Here is a 15,690-nt window from a genome sequence, read left to right as displayed (position 1 = left end):
CTTTTTTATGCAGTAAATTATCCCAGTATCTTTTTGTCCTTCTTTTCTTATATTACAAAGGTAAATATGACATGAATGAGGTATAGAAAAATGGGCGAAAAGAATAGCAATAAAAAACAAGCATCAGAACCAAAAGGTAATTTAACATGGTGGCAACTTTCTCTGCTTGGCGTTGCTGGAACCATCGGAACGGGGTATTTTTTAGGTTCTGCTCTTGCAATTCAGGTGGGCGGTCCATCCGTTTTACTTACTTTTGTACTGGCTGCTCTTGGTACATATTGTGTATTTAATGCACTCGCCGGTATGACAGCTGCTGAACCAGAGCAAGGGTCTTTCCGATCCTATGCTAAGAAAGCTTATGGAAAATGGGCTGGATTCAGCAGTGGATGGGGATATTTTTCATCAGAATTACTGATTATGGGAAGTCAGCTCACTGCATTGTCCCTATTTACGAGGTTCTGGTTTCCGAATATTCCAATGTGGGTGTTCGCATCTGTATATGCACTGCTTGGACTCCTGATCATCGTGATCGGTAATAAGTTGTTTGATCCGCTGGAGAGTACAGCTGCTATTATCAAACTTTCAGCGATCCTTATGTTCATTGGTCTTGGAGCTGCTGGTTTATTCGGCTGGTTATCGGGTGGAATCACACCCCATGCCCCGCTTAGTTTGCGTGAGATATTCCCAACGGGAATTACAGGTACATGGGCAGCCTTACTCTTTTCCTTTTATGCCTTTGGGGGAGTGGAAGTCATGGGTCTCATGGCATTCCGCTTAAAGAAGCCAGAAGAAGCACCAAAAGCAGGAAGGATTATGATCTCGGTACTTGCCGTAATCTATGTAACTTCCTTGTTTCTTGTTCTTACATTGGCGCCTTGGCAGAGTTATGGAACTAAAAAGAGTCCATTTATCCAGGCACTGGCCACTTATGAACTGCCTTTTATCCCTCACCTATTTAATGGTGTGCTTATTATTGCGGGTTTCTCGACAATGGTTGCATCCTTATACGCGGTAACTACCATGCTTGTTACTCTTGCTCAAGACAAAGACGCCCCTTCTCTTTTCGGCCGAAAAGTAAAGGAACGCTTTCCTATCTTTGCTTATGGATTTAATGCCCTACTATTGTCGATCTCCATCGTTACTGCGCTGCTTTTACCTGATACGGTCTATGAATCAATAACGACGGCGGCTGGGCTCATGCTTCTGTACAATTGGTCTTTCATTCTGATCACATCAGGCAAACTATTAAAGCTGACTACTTTTGGACAAATCAAAAGATACGGAGGACTGACTCTAATTCTACTGGCTGTAACCGGAACACTCTTTCATAAAACGAGTAGACCTGGTTTCTTGATCAGCTTTCTGTTTGTTGCATGTATTGGTCTCTTGACCCTGTATATGCAGAAAAAAGTATGGACTTCAGACAAGCCCAAACGAACCAAACCTGACCGTAAACTGATTCAAAGCTTAAAAAACAATAAGTATCGCTTCCCTGGAAGGGTCAAAAAAATAAAGCCTTAACTGCCTGAAAACCAAAATATAATCCAAATACTAATAAGGATAATCCTGAAATTACAGAGATGGTTTTTAAAAGTGCAGGACTTAAATAGCGCCGAAAAAAACTGGACATGGTAGCAACCAAAAGGTCCCATATAAAAATACCAAGAATGATGGCAGAGCTAAATATGACTACTTGTAGCACGCCTCCAGAGCTTGTCTCTTTTGCAAGAACTGAACCATAAATGCCAAGCCAGAATAAAATGGACATTGGATTAAAAAGCGATAACCAGAATCCAGACATCAAAGATTTACCCAATGGTTCTTTATGATTAAGTTCTGTTTCCTTAATCTCACCGCTGCTAAGCATACTTTCTATTCCGGTGTACGACAGCACAAAAAAACCAAACAACCATAGAAACGTTTGAATAAAGGGAGCTTCTAGTAAATGAACGACTCCCAAATACACTAAAAGCATGTACAACATATCAGCAAGCACTGCACCCAGTCCGAAAAACCAGGAATGAAAAAAACCACGTCTGATTCCAATGTTGAGCTGGGCAGCATTGAGCGGACCAATGGGTGCAGCAAGGGAAACTCCAAGCAATATGTAACCCAAAAAAACACTTGTAATCATACAGCCTCCTCCTTCTTGAATAAAAAGACAACCTATTGTTCATCTTATTCAAGAAGGAAGGCATGTACGACAACAAAGTGAATTTAAAAGAAAATTAAAAATGTAACATTAATCACGAACAACTCTATGTTTCAAGTAATATTTAAGACCTGCTCGATCTACATTACTAAACTGCAGTGGATTCTGATCGATCATCGTACGAAGACTCTGTAGCGTTTTCCAGGCAGCTCCCTTCGCCTCGTCTCCTTGTTCAAGCAGCTTACCTTCTGCCTTACAGATAAAGTACATACCAATCGAATCAATTGGGCCATTCAGGGTCTGGTATACGCAAAAAGGTTCGACACATTCGACCTCGAAGTCTGGATTTATCCCTATCGTATCTACTCTTTTTGAAGCTCCCTCAATCCGAGTAATCGTGAGACCTGTTTCTTCTTGGACTTCTCTGATTAACGCTTTGTGTACGGATTCGAACAGTTCAATTCGTCCACCTGGAAGTTCAAGTGCTTCCTCTCCCGGCTTGTTACGGGTTTGAATGACGAGCTCGGTTCCGTGTTTCCCTTCTCTTTCAATAAAAGCCCTTGCATTAACATAGAACATGAACATCCTCCTCACAGGAAAACTCCCGAATCCTCTTTCCGTTCTTAAGATCAATAATACCATATATATCCTTTTTTACGTGCATTGGTTCCCTCATTATGTAATTATCATGTGAATTTTTTTATGCGGAAAATGAAGGCTGCAAGCATAGAAAAAGGATGATCCATGGACCATCCTTTTCTCACACCGCCTGTATCCTATATAAACCCAAGACCTCATTACAGTAATCCGGCATACTCCAAACCTTTACGAATTCCGCTTTCATCAACTGAACTGGTCACATATTTTGCATAGGATTTAACCTCATCATTGGCATTCCCCATTGCGATCCCCAGCCCGACGTAGGACAACATCTCTACATCATTTAGTCCATCGCCAAAAGCAACCACTTCATCTTTCGATATTCCCAAATCTTTGAGTACCGCCTCAATCCCTTTGGCCTTGGAACCTTCAGCAGGAATCACATCCATAGCATAAGGATGCCATCTAACAAACTGGAGATCTTGAAAACCGGCTTCTTCCGATGTATAGAGATGTTCCTCATGTTCTTGACAATAAAGCAGCGCTTGATAGATCGGTGCTTCCTTCCAATAAGAAGTACGATAACCCGGTACCTCGACACGAAGGGTCTCAAAAGACGTCGCAATAAACTCGTGCAGTTCCGCGTTAGAGAAACTCGCCTCCGCTCCTTGCATCACTATGGGATGATTGTGGCTGAGTGCCGTATTCTCCAGTTTCTCCATTGTTGACTTAGAGATGGGAGTCTTATGAATAGGTTGTCCTTTGTATACTACATACGATCCGTTCAGACTGATAAAGGAATCCAGACCAAGCTGTGATAAATATTCTGTAATATAGTAAGGCGCTCTTCCCGTCGCTATAAAAATATCAATACCACGAGCTTTCAGCTGATTCACCGCTTCCACTGCATCGGCAGGAATAACCTTCTCATCATTTACTAACGTACCATCTATATCAAAAAACACTGCTTTATAATTCGTCATTCTCGGGTTCCCTCCATGATCTCTCCATGTTATGGTTTCTCTATTTACTTGCGTCCATAATCTGCTTTAATTTCTCCCCATAGCTTCGTTTGCCATTTCACGATTTTATTCTGGTACGTATTTGTTCTGAGCCATTCTTCAGCCCGCTCTACCAAATCCCAAATCTGACGGGTGGAGGCATCTTTTTTTAGCGTAGTCGCTGCTTTCTTCTGTCTAACCCATTTCATTGCATTTACCGAGTCCGTATAAATGGTCTTGTTACTTCCTTGTTCTTGAAGATAAGCCAGCGCATGAACTATGGCAAGAAACTCGCCGATATTGTTCGTACCATTGGGAATGGGACCTACACTGAACAATACTTCTCCTGTCTTCGTATCCACCCCTTTGTATTCCGTAGGGCCTGGATTTCCTCTGGTTCCTACATCAACCGAGATACTGTTGTAGTCAACAGGTTCTATAGGGGCAGTATCAACAGTTCCATATGTACGCTTGCTGGAACTCCCTGCAGATTTCTGTGCTCCCCCTTGCCCCCAATATCCTTTCCAGCCAGCCGTATAGGCTTTCTCGGCCTCAGATTTGGTTTCAAATGCCTTGTATTTAGCACCATTCACTCCGTTTACCTGCTGCTGGCATGCGGGCCAACTAGTATAAATACCCGGGCTTTTTCCTTCCCAAACCACATAATATTTTTGCTTAGCCATATCCCCTGGTTCCCTCCATACTTCCCTTTTCACATTACTTTCTACAATACCTTTTCAGAAGGAAAGATGCAAAGTCATCTGTTATTACAAGGACATAAGAAAAGCCTGAGTGTAGGAACCCAGGCTTCATCAGATTAATGCTATTTATTTCCATTTGTAAGACGCAGCTTATGTATAGTTCCCTGTTCAAATTCATAAGAAACAGAGATGGTTAGCTGACGATATGCTTGACACCCTTACCAACTTCCAGCACATACAGCTCGGGAACGACAAACTCTGGAACGACGAGGTGCTGATCAAGAAGGTCAAGATCAATCCATCGATATCTATACTCCTTATTTGTACCTGTAAATTCACCATCTTTATTAAAGATCGGATGTGGATACGGAAGTTCGAGAACGAAGAACATCCCCGTCTCATGAACCTGCATATGGGGACCCAGCGGTAAGTCGACAATATTTTCAATCACCCATACTTGCTGCTCTTGAATTACAGGTACACCAAGCTGTTCATATATCATCTTAGCGATTGTATACTCAGGTGTATCATCTACTTCTACACTACCGCCCGGTAAAAACCAATACGGCTGGTTTTGTTCTCTTTGCAGAAGAACTCTGCCATTCTGAATAATTATTCCTCCTGTAGTTGTGTGATACTCGATGGATTCATGGTTGTAGGATATCATCATCACTATTCCTCCTTAAGTACAGTCCACTTACTCGTTTTAGTTTATTTTGTATTACACTATACTCTTACCATCACTTGTTGATCAGGAATAGCTTGCCCCAATCCAGCTCTTACCATGTTTTTGAACGAAGTGAAAAACCATAACCTACCCGATGTTCGTCTTTTGCTTTTAATGACACAATTTGGTCAAAATATGTACACCGGATTGTTCCTGCTATCTGAGCTGCCGTAAGTACTATCTGATGGGCATCCTGCATGAAGATATTTTCCATATCTCCTATGTGAAACCTCATTACATCATTCTTATTTCATAATAGATTTTGTCCACTTTACGAATTTTCATTTTCTATTCAGATGCATATAAGACAACGTTCAGTACTATAATAACAAGCTTTAAGACGAAATAGTTTGATTTTCCGAAAAAATATTTATGAATTTCTATTTTACTGCTGACATCCTAATTTTTACTCCTAATTCGTAGTCTATATGGAATAAAAAAGAAGTTATGCAGGTCGCACAACTTCATAATTTCCTTATATTGTAAACACATATGTTTTATTTATAAATGTCGAAATAGTTCGGTTATTCTGTAATTCTCTTTTATAATGTAAGCGGTTGTAGTTCTATTCCATTTGTTATTCCAGCTCTTTTAACCTTCTCTCCACCATGACAAATACAAGAAGATGAACGGTCAGAAACACACCTGCCAAAATACCAAGTCCCTGAATACCTTGAACAAATTTAGCGACGATTAATCCGATGAGTATAAAAAACACACCAACATAGATCATCCACATCGCACTATAACGATTTGCTTCTTCCCACATTCGTTGATTCTGAGTTGACCGATGGGTTCGATATCCAAACAAGCTGTTTATTCGCTTTGGAGGCTTCCATTTCATTACCACACCGATGATAACGGAAATGATCCCTACAAAACTAAACACGACCAGATTATCCAAATCCATGGCTACCTCCTTCTAATACAACAATACAATCATCTTTCAGACTTCTTGCAGTATAGAACGCCCGCTTGATCGGTCTCCGCTTGTCCACGTCCATTCTTCATGGATGCGTATTTTTCCGCTCTCCAATAATTCGGGAGTTGACGTGCATATCCCTGTCATGATCTCATTCTTTTCATTAACATGATGATAACGCATATCTAAAACTCCATCTTCTCCCATTGTCGCAATCAGGTGACCTGCTATAATACCGCCCCCTGCATAATTAGCCCATACGAGGTTCCCATCTTGAAAGTAATGAAAAAGTGTCTCTCGATTGACCTCCCCATTGCCTGAATTCTCCCATGAGGTAAAGATTCGTCCATTGTAATCCATCTTGCTCATCGCTGTCAGCCTCCTATTCTACTTAAGAAATTGTGTCGTCATTCCTTTCCTGTAGTATTCATATGAACATCTCGGGAACATATCAAAATATCTCCGCGCCGTGTCCATCCGAGACCCGTCCAAAATGCTTGACCACTCTCATTAGAACCCATCACCATAATGTGGGCTCGCTCAATCCCTGCGCCTTGTAATTGGTCCAGACAAGTCTGTACGAGAATTTTGGCAATTCCTTGTCCACGGTAATCTGGCTTAACTGCCAAATGGTATAGATAACCTCGTCTTCCGTCATGGCCAGCCAGTAGAGTCCCTATGATATCTTCATTCTGAACGGCTACATAACTGAATCCTTCATTACGTTCCAAATAACTTTCGATGGCTTCCTTGGAATCTGCATTGCTGATGCTCATTCCTTCCGTCCTTCTCCATAAAGCAATACACTGTTCATAATCACGGGCATCCATCTTACGGTATTCCAAATCGTTACCTCCTGGGAAATCTTTAGTTTATGCCCTCTACTATATCGAAGTCTCCTCTTTATAATTCACCATCTCATTCATTGCTGCCGGGAACAGAGGTTCACTTAAGGTTAGAATTGCTTTCGCATACGCTTGGATCTCCTGCTGAGCATCATGCATAAGACGCTGATTTAAGAAATGACATACCGATTGCAGCGAAGCTGTCCAATACCAGCGGATATACATCCCGTAAGATGGGAGAAAAAGCCTTGCCTGTTCAGCACATACCCCCGATTCAAGGGCTGCTTCATACTTTTTTATACCCAATTCTACATACGCTAGTAACTCTTTACTCAGTTTCTCGCCCTGCTCTATTGGAAGTGTCTCTCCGCTCCCTTGTTTTGAATGCGCGGGTGCTCCTCTCCACTCCTGGTGATTTGGAATATAAAACTCGGGTTCTTCTGTTATGTATCTGCGACTAGACTCATTCCACGCATCCAGGCTATCTCCTGTACCTTCCATATGACTTGAGCCGACTATGTATTTCCACCACTGTCTAGCCACCATCAGCGGTGCGTAGATTTCATATTGAAGCATTACGTGGCGAAAGGGAGAAGTATGTCCTTCCCTTGCTAGAAACCGTATCAGTTTCATGTCTCTCTCCGTGAGTTCCACTGATTCTTTGGCATAAGACACTCTTGCCGCATTCGCTATGGTCAGATCAGACCCCATATGATTCACTAGACGAACATAACCTTGATCAAGCACTTTTTCAAAAGACATATCAGCTGCACCCCTTTATTCTAATCCCATTATTTTACTGTATTTCCCAAAAATATGTCTAGCGATTTTGTATGATGATCAACCTGATCTCCATGTAAGAAAAGCACCTTCCTGGGAAAGGAAGATGCTTTCATTATTGTTCTTCATTCGTATTATCTAAGCCATTTCGGTTCAAAAGGATACGGACAGGTAGCGCTGACTACCTTAGCTTTCAAAGGAATGAGACACCCACAGTATTTACAAGTGGTACCGTATTTAAATCCATCACATGTACGGCATATCGCTAGACGTTCTTTGTACAGCTCCTGAACAGCCTGTTCTGACATCCCTTGATCCGATGTAATAGTGGACTGTTCCATAACGGTAAGTTGTGATTCGCTGACATGCACACTTGCCGTACAACCTTTGCATTCGTTATCAGCTCTTGTTGTCATTTTCTTTCCTTAGCCTCTCTTTGGCACAATCGTAATGACCGCTACGGAAGCAGCAGGCAGTGTGAAACTTACGTTTCCTTGCTCTGCTTTGATTCCTTCGAGTTCTTTCGGTGCAACCTGAGCCGGGTTGTCAAACGAGTTATGTGCATCCAGCTCATTAGCTGAAACCAGCACTTGACCGCTTACAGCTGCATCTACAATTCCTTGCAGGTCAAGTTCTACGTTTAAGGAATCTGCATGGCTAAGATTACAAGCAGATACATGAATGTGTCCTTCATGATCTATGGAAGAAGATAGGCTGAGCTGCGGAATCTCCTCATCACCCATTTTATAAGATGGACTTACAAATTGAGACTCAAGCAAATGTGCATCCTGGTGAACTTTATACATATCAAAAACATGATACGTCGGAGTCAGTACCATATTCGCACCTTCCGTCAAAATCATTGCTTGCAAGACATTCACGATCTGTGCAATATTCGTCATCGTTACGCGATCGGAGTGTTCATGGAATAAGTTGAGGTTAATTCCCGCTACGAGCGCATCACGTACTGTATTTTGTTGATATAGGAATCCTGGATTTGTTCCTGGCTCTACTTCAAACCAAGTTCCCCATTCATCAATGATCAGTCCTACTTTTTTGTCTGGATCATATTTATCCATAATGGCAGAATGCTTTACAATCAGTTCTTCCATGTATAGAGTAGATTTCAGTGTTGTAAACCATTCTTCATTTGTGAATCCCGTCGCACTGCCTTTTTTCTCCCATACTCCCGTACCTGTTGTGTAATAGTGAAGACTTAGTCCGTTCATGAGCTGATGAGCTTCCCGCATGAGAACTTCTGTCCAGTGGTAGTCTGCTGTATTGGGTCCGCAAGCAATTTTGTATACCGGCTCAGAACTATAATTGCGCACATAAGTGGAGTATCTGCGATATAGATCAGCGTAATATTCAGGACGCATGTTTCCGCCGCAGCCCCAGCTCTCATTACCTACACCAAAATACTTCACGTTCCACGGTTCTTCTTGACCGTTCTGTGCACGAAGACTTGCCATCGGCGACTGTCCGCCGTTATTCATGTACTCTACCCATTGCTGCATCTCATACACTGTACCGCTGCCGACATTACCACAAATATAAGGTTCTGCCCCAATGAGTTCGCAGAGTCTCATAAATTCATGAGTACCGAAGTGGTTATTCTCTTCTACTCCGCCCCAGTGAGTGTTGAGCATACGCGGACGGTTCTCACGAGGACCAATCCCATCTTCCCAGTGATACTCGTCAGCAAAGCAGCCGCCCGGCCAGCGCAGTACAGGTACTTTTAATTGTTTCAATGCTTCTATTACATCATTTCGGATGCCGTCCGTATTGGGAATGGGTGAATCTTCGCCAACCCATATTCCTTCATAAACACAACGTCCTAAATGTTCAGAAAATTGACCATAGATGTTTTTGTTGATTTGGCTTTTTCGTTTCTCCGTATGTACAAGAACTTTTACCATAATAATTACCTCCACCTAATTAAAATGAATGGATCTTTGTGTGTTTCCTAGTGTCATTGAATTAATTAAAATATAAATCCTACTTACTACCTTTTCTAACAATTACATAATAAACCTAATGAGTTGACTCTGTAAACGCTTTTTTAAACAAAATAATGAAATAATATAATAGTTAATCCAAATGAAAAACGGAAAAACTTGAATACGTATTTTATACATTTTAATTCCGGAAGGAATCAATTGACAATTTTTCTGTCGTGCCTTTAAGTTACAATTATGTTTACTTGAATTAATTTCATCGTTTTAATGAGTTATGAAATTAAATACTAAAAGGTTGTCCCTCTATCTCACTTACGAAAGGTGTCCTTATTTTAATGAAGAAACTACTTCCTTTTCTCAAACCCTACTGGGCAGCGAGCTTACTCGCTCCTCTGCTTATGCTGCTCGAAGTTTCCATGGATCTGCTTCAGCCGAGACTCATGGCAAGTATCATAGATGAAGGGATCATGAAAAATAATCTGGATCATATCCAGGAAACCGGACTTTTTATGATCGGCGTCGCGCTGATCGGTCTAGTGGGCGGAGCCGGCTGTACGATTTTTTCGAGCATTGCTGCACAGCACTTTGGGAAAGATCTGCGAATTCGATTATTTGAACAGATCCAATCTTTTTCCTTTCGGAATCTGGATGAACGAAAAACAGGCTCGCTTATTACTCGTTTGACGAATGATGTGGTACAGCTGCAAGCTTTTGTTCAGATGATTCTAAGAATCTTTGTTCGTACACCGCTACTCCTGATCGGAAGCTTAGCGATGGCAATTATGCTGAGTCCGAATTTAGCCTTCGTATTAGTAGTTTCAGTACCCGTGCTGTTCTTCATTCTCTATCTCTTAACCAAACGGTCCTTTCCTTTATTTACGAAAATGCAAAGTAAGCTTGACCATGTAAACACCGTCCTTCAAGAAAACTTGTCTGGTGTTCGTGTCATTAAAGCTTTTGTCCGGAGAGATTATGAAGAGCAGCGATTTAACAAAACAAATGAAGATTACACTCAGGCAGCAATTCGGGCTAATCGGTTGATGGCACTCAGTATGCCGCTGATGACGCTTGTACTAAATGCCAGTATCGTAGCGGTATTATGGTTTGGGGGATTGCAGTATTACGAAGGAACTCTGGAAATAGGTAAGCTCATTGCCTTCATTAACTATGTCACTCAGCTCTTGATGTCAATGCTGATGCTAAGTAACATGCTGGTTTTTGTATCTAGAGCGAAAGTATCTGCAGATCGGGTAAATGAAGTGCTGAGTACATATTCCGAGATTGAAAACCCGATTCATCCAAAACACGTTTCTAGCGATAAGGAAGGGTCTATCGAGTTTTCCAATGTTAGCTTCTCCTATCGTAATCAGGAGGATGACCTTGTCCTTACAGATATCAGTTTTAAAGCAGAAGCGGGTCAAATGGTAGCTATTCTCGGAGCAACGGGTGCCGGAAAAACAACCCTAGTTCATCTCATTCCCAGACTTTACGAAGTATATAGCGGGGAAATTCGGGTGGGTGATGTCCCCATACAGGACTATGATCTGGAGGAGCTAAGGAGCAAGGTTGCCATAGTGATGCAGCAAGCGATCCTGTTTAGCGGAACCATCCGGGATAATATCCGTTACGGTAATCCTTCCGCTAGTGACGAACAAATTATGGCGGCTGCAAAAGCAGCAGAAGCTGCTCCTTTTATCGAACAGTTAGAAAAAGGGTATGACACGGTCCTTGGACAAAAAGGAGTGAACCTGTCTGGCGGGCAAAAACAACGAATTTCACTCGCTAGAGCACTCGTTACGGACCCTTCTATCCTTATACTGGACGATAGCACAAGTGCCGTTGATTTAAAGACAGAGGCTAACATACTAAGAGCGATGGAACAACAAAAAAGCAACGTTACCAAAATTATTATCGCACAGCGGATTTCTTCTGTAACAAAAGCAGACCTTATTCTTGTCCTAAACGATGGAATGATCGTAGCGCAAGGAACACATGAAGAACTGTTGAAAACAAGTTCCGTTTACCAAGATATCTACCGTTCACAGCGCAAGGAGGATATATCCTATGTCTAATCAAATGCGTCCCCGAGTCCCTGTACATCAGATGCCAAAAGTAAGAGCGAAACATACGGGCGCTACGATAAAACGGATCTGGAATTACTTAAACAAACAGCGCACTGCACTGCTCATGGTTTATATTTTCACCATACTAAGCTCACTTACTGCTCTACTAGGCCCCTACCTTATTGGGGTAACGATTGATGATTACATTATTCCTAGAAATTATATTGGGCTGATTCAAATCTGCCTGATCATGCTAGCTATTCATTTATTCGGTGCGGTGGTTACATGGGTGCAGGCATATATTATGACCGCCCTCTCCCAGAAAACGGTGCTGCATCTGAGAAAAGATCTGTTTGCAAAATATCAAAAACTGCCGGTTTCGTTCTTTGACAAGCGCAGTACCGGAGAACTGATGAGCCGTGCAACCAATGACATAGAGAATGTATCCAATACGCTGAATCAGAGTGTTACTCAGCTACTGAATAGTATTGTGACACTCATTGGTTCACTTGTTATTATGATTATTTTGGATATACCGCTCACCTTAGTAGCACTGATTAGCATCCCACTAGCTCTTGTAGTAACCCGGAAAATTGCTAAATATACAAAGAAATATTTTAAAGAACAACAGCAACATCTGGGAGATCTCAATGGAATGATTGAAGAAACGATCAGTGGACAAAAAGTGGTGAAACTATACCGTCAGGAAGAAAAAGAAACCCTCCGATTCCGGGAGATTAGTGAACGGCTAAATCAGATTGGGATTAAGGCGCAAATTATGTCTGGGATGATGGGACCGTTCATGAATGTCATCAATAACCTTAGTTTTGCCCTGATTGCGGCTGTCGGAGGCTGGTTGGTATTCCAAGGTTCAACCCAAGTCGGTATTGTTGTCAGTTTTCTCAGTTACTCTCGTCAATTTGGGCGTCCGATCTCAGAACTTGCGAATCAGTATAACCTTATTCAGTCAGCTGTCGCCGGTGCAGAGAGAGTATTTGAGATTATGGATATGAAGTCAGAGCACGAAGGCGAGAATGGAAAACCTATCAAGAACATTCAAGGTGCTGTAAGTTTTCATGACGTGTCTTTTCACTACCAAGCAGATAAACCTATTTTGCAAAATATAAGCTTTACTGCACGCCCTGGTGAAAAGGTTGCTCTCGTTGGACCTACTGGAGCAGGCAAAACATCGGTCGTAAATCTGTTGACCCGTTTTTACGATATTGTGGATGGAGCAATTACGATTGACGATGTAGACATTCGCCAAATCGACAAAGATCATCTCCGCAGGCTGATGGGTATGGTACTTCAGGATGCTCATGTTTTCTCTGGAACGATTCGGGAAAATATCCGTTTTGGCAAACTGGATGCGACGGACCAGGAAGTAGAGGAAGCGGCTATACTTGCGAATGCAGACCCGTTTATTAAACGACTTCCTCAGGGATATGACACAATGCTTAGTACGGAAGGCAGCAACCTGAGTCATGGACAGCGGCAACTGTTAACGATTGCGAGGGCTATTCTGGCAGATCCCGCTATTCTTATTTTGGATGAGGCGACAAGCAGTGTAGATACAAGAACCGAAATGCATATTCAAGAGGCAATGAAGCTTCTTATGCAAGGGAGAACCAGCTTTGTTATCGCCCACCGGCTAAGTACGATTCAGGATGCAGATACCATTCTTTACCTTGAACATGGACGTCTTGTAGAACAAGGGACACATGAGGAATTACTAGCAGCAAAAGGTCCTTATTATGAGCTGTACCATAGTCAGTTTCAACAAGTTGTATCTTAATAGATGAAAGCTGAAGAAAGCTGAACCAAGTTTAAACTCCGAGGTCTTGTGGTAAATAGAGTTTTTGTATGAAAACCTATACTTGAATTACCCATGACTAAAGAGGTGCCATATCATTTGGATTCAAACAAGCAATCAATACCTAAAACAAGAACGTATATCGCACAGCATCTTAAGAAAGCTTTTCGCATTAATAAAGTCCCGGTCCCTTGGGGACCGGCTGTTATTGCGGGGCTTAGCACCGGTATTCCTCTGCTAACCGGTATCATCTTACATGAACCTGGGCTTGGAATGCTGGCAACGACAGGTGCTTTTGTGAATGTCTATATGAGGGATGAAACTGCAAGACAGCGTTTTGTTAAACTGAGTTGCATTCTCTTAGGACTTGCTTTCAGTATTATGCTGGGTACCCTTGCAGCTCCTTCTTTACTTGCAAGTGCACTTGCCATTAGTTTTATTGGTGCAGCAGCTACTTTTTTCTGTGGAATAGCAGGTGTTCTACTTCCCGCAGGATACATGTTTGTTCTCGTATGCGGTATGGCAATCAGCCTTCCCCCAAATCCAGGGTTATTCGCCTATCGGGGGCTAATTGTGCTCCTTGGCGGTATTCCTGCGCTTATATTATGTATGATTCCCCTTGCGTTTCATCGCTATGGACCAGAAAAAAGAATGCTGTCTTCCTTGTACCAAAAACTCGCAGCTATGCTTGAGTCATTGAACACGAGCGACTATCCGCTGCTTCGCTTGGAGACGGGCGAACTTCTCCAGCAAACGAAAAAGAAGATTTATAGAAGTATGATATCCCGAAAAAAAGAGGATCTTTCCCTTCAGCAAATATACGAGATTACAGAGGCTGCAGATCAGTTATTCTGGGCGACTGTTTCTATAGAAGATCAACAAATATCCGTTCCTGCTGCCTATCCACGTATGCTGAGAACGATAGCCCGTACATTACCTAAACGATCTTCAACTTTGACTGTGGATCGGCAAATTGTACACAAAATAAAGGAAGAAGATCATTTTCATCCTGCCCTACAAGAAGCATTTCTTTACATGATTGAGGCAATAGATAGCCCTTCTCCCAAACTAGAAGTGTCCACTCGTTCACTAAAAGAAGCGATTAGCACTAGGTGGAGTATTCAAGGTCTGTATCACTATACAACGATCTTCTCAGCCTCAATGAAAATGGGGCTGCTTGTTCTCATTTCTTATGGAGTGGCGAGTATGATTCAGGCACCGCATCCTTCTTGGGTTCCTATCGGATGTGCATCGGTTCTGATCGCTTCTACAGCAACGGCCAGTATTTATCGCGGGATTCAGCTTATGATCGGTACATGCTTAGGAGGATTAGTCGCCTCCCTCTTGCTATTCTTAGAACCCACTAGTCTTGTGATCGTGCTGACTGTTGCTCTCATGCAATTCATTATTAAAACACTGGCTGCCAAAAACTATGCTCTTGCTGCGATATTCATTACGCCGATCTCTCTTCTGCTCGTATCACTGGCACATCCGGTAGATTCACCGCTTACCTTTGTAAATGTAAGAATTATAGACATTTTGCTTGGTTGTTCTCTTGGTTTAGCCGGCATGCTTGTACTGTCGCCTCATTCTGCTTCAAAACGGCTGGATCGGACTTTTGCTGCCGCTTTGGATGCCCAAGCCAAGCTGCTCAAGACTTATGCAAAAAAACAACATAACCAAGAAATAACAATCTTGTCTAATATCGTACTTCGGTCGTTAAAAAGAACCAGTACCTTGTATGATCAAGCTTTTAATGAAATTACACATCGTCCGTACCATGTCGAAGGAGACTTTCCTATCCTAATCCGTGTTCAAAAAGTAGGCTATCTTACCATTCACATGATTAGGAATGAACAACTCAAGGAAAATAAAGAGGAACTACTTGCATGCAGCAAACTGCTGACAGACATGTCAGCTTATTTTAAAACAACCCGTATTTCCTACAAAGGAAGGATAAGACTGAATCAAAATCTTGGGGTTTCTTCTTTAATAGAGGACAAGTCTATCCCCCTCTTTACTGCAATCCTGGATCTTTATCAAGAGATTCTATCAGTGGAGACCGATATGAATCTAACCAATTGATGCACAAAAAATAATCCCACATCCTCCTTCCAGGATTGTGGGA

16 protein-coding genes are annotated in these 15,690 nt (G+C 42.1%); 4 read left to right on the top strand and 12 right to left on the bottom strand.

Annotated elements, in window-relative coordinates; translation table 11 throughout:
- The first annotated feature begins 90 nt into the window (after nt 1-90).
- Nucleotides 91-1,521, top strand: coding sequence for an amino acid permease (locus ACWPWY_RS02255; protein ID WP_454190198.1), 1,431 nt, complete (start codon nt 91-93; stop codon nt 1,519-1,521).
- On the opposite strand, the gene ACWPWY_RS02250 is transcribed toward ACWPWY_RS02255, so the two are convergent.
- The 12 genes from ACWPWY_RS02250 to ACWPWY_RS02195 all read right to left on the bottom strand — a co-directional run bounded on the left by ACWPWY_RS02250 (nt 1,502) and on the right by ACWPWY_RS02195 (nt 9,647).
- Nucleotides 1,502-2,134: a LysE family transporter gene (locus tag ACWPWY_RS02250; RefSeq protein WP_454190197.1), complete on the bottom strand. Its 633-nt coding sequence runs from the start codon at nt 2,132-2,134 to the stop codon at nt 1,502-1,504. The two genes, ACWPWY_RS02255 and ACWPWY_RS02250, sit on opposite strands and share 20 nt — an antisense overlap.
- Before the next feature lie 108 nt (nt 2,135-2,242).
- On the bottom strand, nt 2,243-2,731 hold the full coding sequence (locus ACWPWY_RS02245; protein WP_454190196.1) for an NUDIX domain-containing protein: 489 nt from the start codon (nt 2,729-2,731) through the stop codon (nt 2,243-2,245).
- A gap of 218 nt (nt 2,732-2,949) precedes the next feature.
- The gene (locus ACWPWY_RS02240) at nt 2,950-3,735 is read right to left on the bottom strand and encodes a Cof-type HAD-IIB family hydrolase (RefSeq protein ID WP_454190195.1); all 786 of its coding nucleotides are present in this window, start codon (nt 3,733-3,735) and stop codon (nt 2,950-2,952) included.
- A 44-nt stretch (nt 3,736-3,779) separates the two neighbouring features.
- On the bottom strand, nt 3,780-4,436 hold the full coding sequence (gene rnhA, locus ACWPWY_RS02235; protein WP_454190194.1) for a ribonuclease H: 657 nt from the start codon (nt 4,434-4,436) through the stop codon (nt 3,780-3,782).
- Between the two features lie 211 nt (nt 4,437-4,647).
- Nucleotides 4,648-5,124 carry an NUDIX domain-containing protein gene (locus ACWPWY_RS02230; protein ID WP_454190193.1) on the bottom strand — a complete coding sequence of 159 codons (477 nt, stop codon included), beginning with the start codon at nt 5,122-5,124 and terminating at the stop codon, nt 4,648-4,650.
- Nucleotides 5,125-5,233: 109 nt separating this feature from the next.
- A complete protein-coding gene (locus ACWPWY_RS02225) occupies nt 5,234-5,395 on the bottom strand; it encodes a hypothetical protein (RefSeq protein WP_454190192.1) in 162 nt (53 codons plus the stop codon).
- 363 nt (nt 5,396-5,758) lie between these two features.
- On the bottom strand, nt 5,759-6,091 hold the full coding sequence (locus ACWPWY_RS02220; protein WP_454190191.1) for an SdpI family protein: 333 nt from the start codon (nt 6,089-6,091) through the stop codon (nt 5,759-5,761).
- Nucleotides 6,092-6,127: 36 nt separating this feature from the next.
- Nucleotides 6,128-6,472, bottom strand: coding sequence for a n-acetylglutamate synthase (locus ACWPWY_RS02215; RefSeq protein WP_454190190.1), 345 nt, complete (start codon nt 6,470-6,472; stop codon nt 6,128-6,130).
- Nucleotides 6,473-6,510: 38 nt separating this feature from the next.
- Nucleotides 6,511-6,948 carry a GNAT family N-acetyltransferase gene (locus ACWPWY_RS02210; RefSeq protein WP_454190189.1) on the bottom strand — a complete coding sequence of 146 codons (438 nt, stop codon included), beginning with the start codon at nt 6,946-6,948 and terminating at the stop codon, nt 6,511-6,513.
- A gap of 39 nt (nt 6,949-6,987) precedes the next feature.
- Complete coding sequence (thyX, locus tag ACWPWY_RS02205) at nt 6,988-7,710, bottom strand: FAD-dependent thymidylate synthase (RefSeq protein ID WP_454190188.1); 723 nt, start codon at nt 7,708-7,710, stop codon at nt 6,988-6,990.
- A gap of 152 nt (nt 7,711-7,862) precedes the next feature.
- Nucleotides 7,863-8,144 carry a DUF6171 family protein gene (locus ACWPWY_RS02200; protein WP_454190187.1) on the bottom strand — a complete coding sequence of 94 codons (282 nt, stop codon included), beginning with the start codon at nt 8,142-8,144 and terminating at the stop codon, nt 7,863-7,865.
- A gap of 9 nt (nt 8,145-8,153) precedes the next feature.
- Nucleotides 8,154-9,647: an alpha-N-arabinofuranosidase gene (locus tag ACWPWY_RS02195; RefSeq protein WP_454190186.1), complete on the bottom strand. Its 1,494-nt coding sequence runs from the start codon at nt 9,645-9,647 to the stop codon at nt 8,154-8,156.
- A gap of 374 nt (nt 9,648-10,021) precedes the next feature.
- On the opposite strand from ACWPWY_RS02195, the gene ACWPWY_RS02190 reads away from it, so the two are divergent.
- The 3 genes from ACWPWY_RS02190 (at nt 10,022) to ACWPWY_RS02180 (ending at nt 15,647) form a co-directional block, all read left to right on the top strand.
- Nucleotides 10,022-11,758, top strand: coding sequence for an ABC transporter ATP-binding protein (locus ACWPWY_RS02190; RefSeq protein WP_454190185.1), 1,737 nt, complete (start codon nt 10,022-10,024; stop codon nt 11,756-11,758).
- A complete protein-coding gene (locus ACWPWY_RS02185; RefSeq protein ID WP_454190184.1) occupies nt 11,751-13,544 on the top strand; it encodes an ABC transporter ATP-binding protein in 1,794 nt (597 codons plus the stop codon). The genes ACWPWY_RS02190 and ACWPWY_RS02185 overlap by 8 nt, the downstream gene beginning before the upstream one ends.
- Before the next feature lie 117 nt (nt 13,545-13,661).
- Nucleotides 13,662-15,647, top strand: a complete 1,986-nt coding sequence (locus tag ACWPWY_RS02180; RefSeq protein ID WP_454190183.1) for an FUSC family protein — start codon at nt 13,662-13,664, stop codon at nt 15,645-15,647.
- The last annotated feature ends 43 nt before the right edge of the window (nt 15,648-15,690 follow it).

Source organism: Paenibacillus sp. Marseille-Q7038 (assembly GCF_965111595.1).
Note: the sequence above shows the minus strand (reverse complement) of the source record. Positions and strands in the feature narration are given on the sequence as shown.

Excerpts from the sequence above, each read along its gene's own strand:
- ACWPWY_RS02255 (WP_454190198.1), top strand. The coding sequence starts at position 91 with ATGGGCGAAAAGAATAGCAATAAAAAACAAGCATCAGAACCAAAAGGT.
- ACWPWY_RS02250 (WP_454190197.1), bottom strand. The coding sequence starts at position 2,134 with ATGATTACAAGTGTTTTTTTGGGTTACATATTGCTTGGAGTTTCCCTT.
- ACWPWY_RS02245 (WP_454190196.1), bottom strand. The coding sequence starts at position 2,731 with ATGTTCTATGTTAATGCAAGGGCTTTTATTGAAAGAGAAGGGAAACAC.
- ACWPWY_RS02240 (WP_454190195.1), bottom strand. The coding sequence starts at position 3,735 with ATGACGAATTATAAAGCAGTGTTTTTTGATATAGATGGTACGTTAGTA.
- rnhA (WP_454190194.1), bottom strand. The coding sequence starts at position 4,436 with ATGGCTAAGCAAAAATATTATGTGGTTTGGGAAGGAAAAAGCCCGGGT.
- ACWPWY_RS02230 (WP_454190193.1), bottom strand. The coding sequence starts at position 5,124 with ATGATGATATCCTACAACCATGAATCCATCGAGTATCACACAACTACA.
- ACWPWY_RS02225 (WP_454190192.1), bottom strand. The coding sequence starts at position 5,395 with ATGGAAAATATCTTCATGCAGGATGCCCATCAGATAGTACTTACGGCA.
- ACWPWY_RS02220 (WP_454190191.1), bottom strand. The coding sequence starts at position 6,091 with ATGGATTTGGATAATCTGGTCGTGTTTAGTTTTGTAGGGATCATTTCC.
- ACWPWY_RS02215 (WP_454190190.1), bottom strand. The coding sequence starts at position 6,472 with ATGAGCAAGATGGATTACAATGGACGAATCTTTACCTCATGGGAGAAT.
- thyX (WP_454190188.1), bottom strand. The coding sequence starts at position 7,710 with ATGTCTTTTGAAAAAGTGCTTGATCAAGGTTATGTTCGTCTAGTGAAT.
- ACWPWY_RS02200 (WP_454190187.1), bottom strand. The coding sequence starts at position 8,144 with ATGACAACAAGAGCTGATAACGAATGCAAAGGTTGTACGGCAAGTGTG.
- ACWPWY_RS02195 (WP_454190186.1), bottom strand. The coding sequence starts at position 9,647 with ATGGTAAAAGTTCTTGTACATACGGAGAAACGAAAAAGCCAAATCAAC.
- ACWPWY_RS02190 (WP_454190185.1), top strand. The coding sequence starts at position 10,022 with ATGAAGAAACTACTTCCTTTTCTCAAACCCTACTGGGCAGCGAGCTTA.
- ACWPWY_RS02185 (WP_454190184.1), top strand. The coding sequence starts at position 11,751 with ATGTCTAATCAAATGCGTCCCCGAGTCCCTGTACATCAGATGCCAAAA.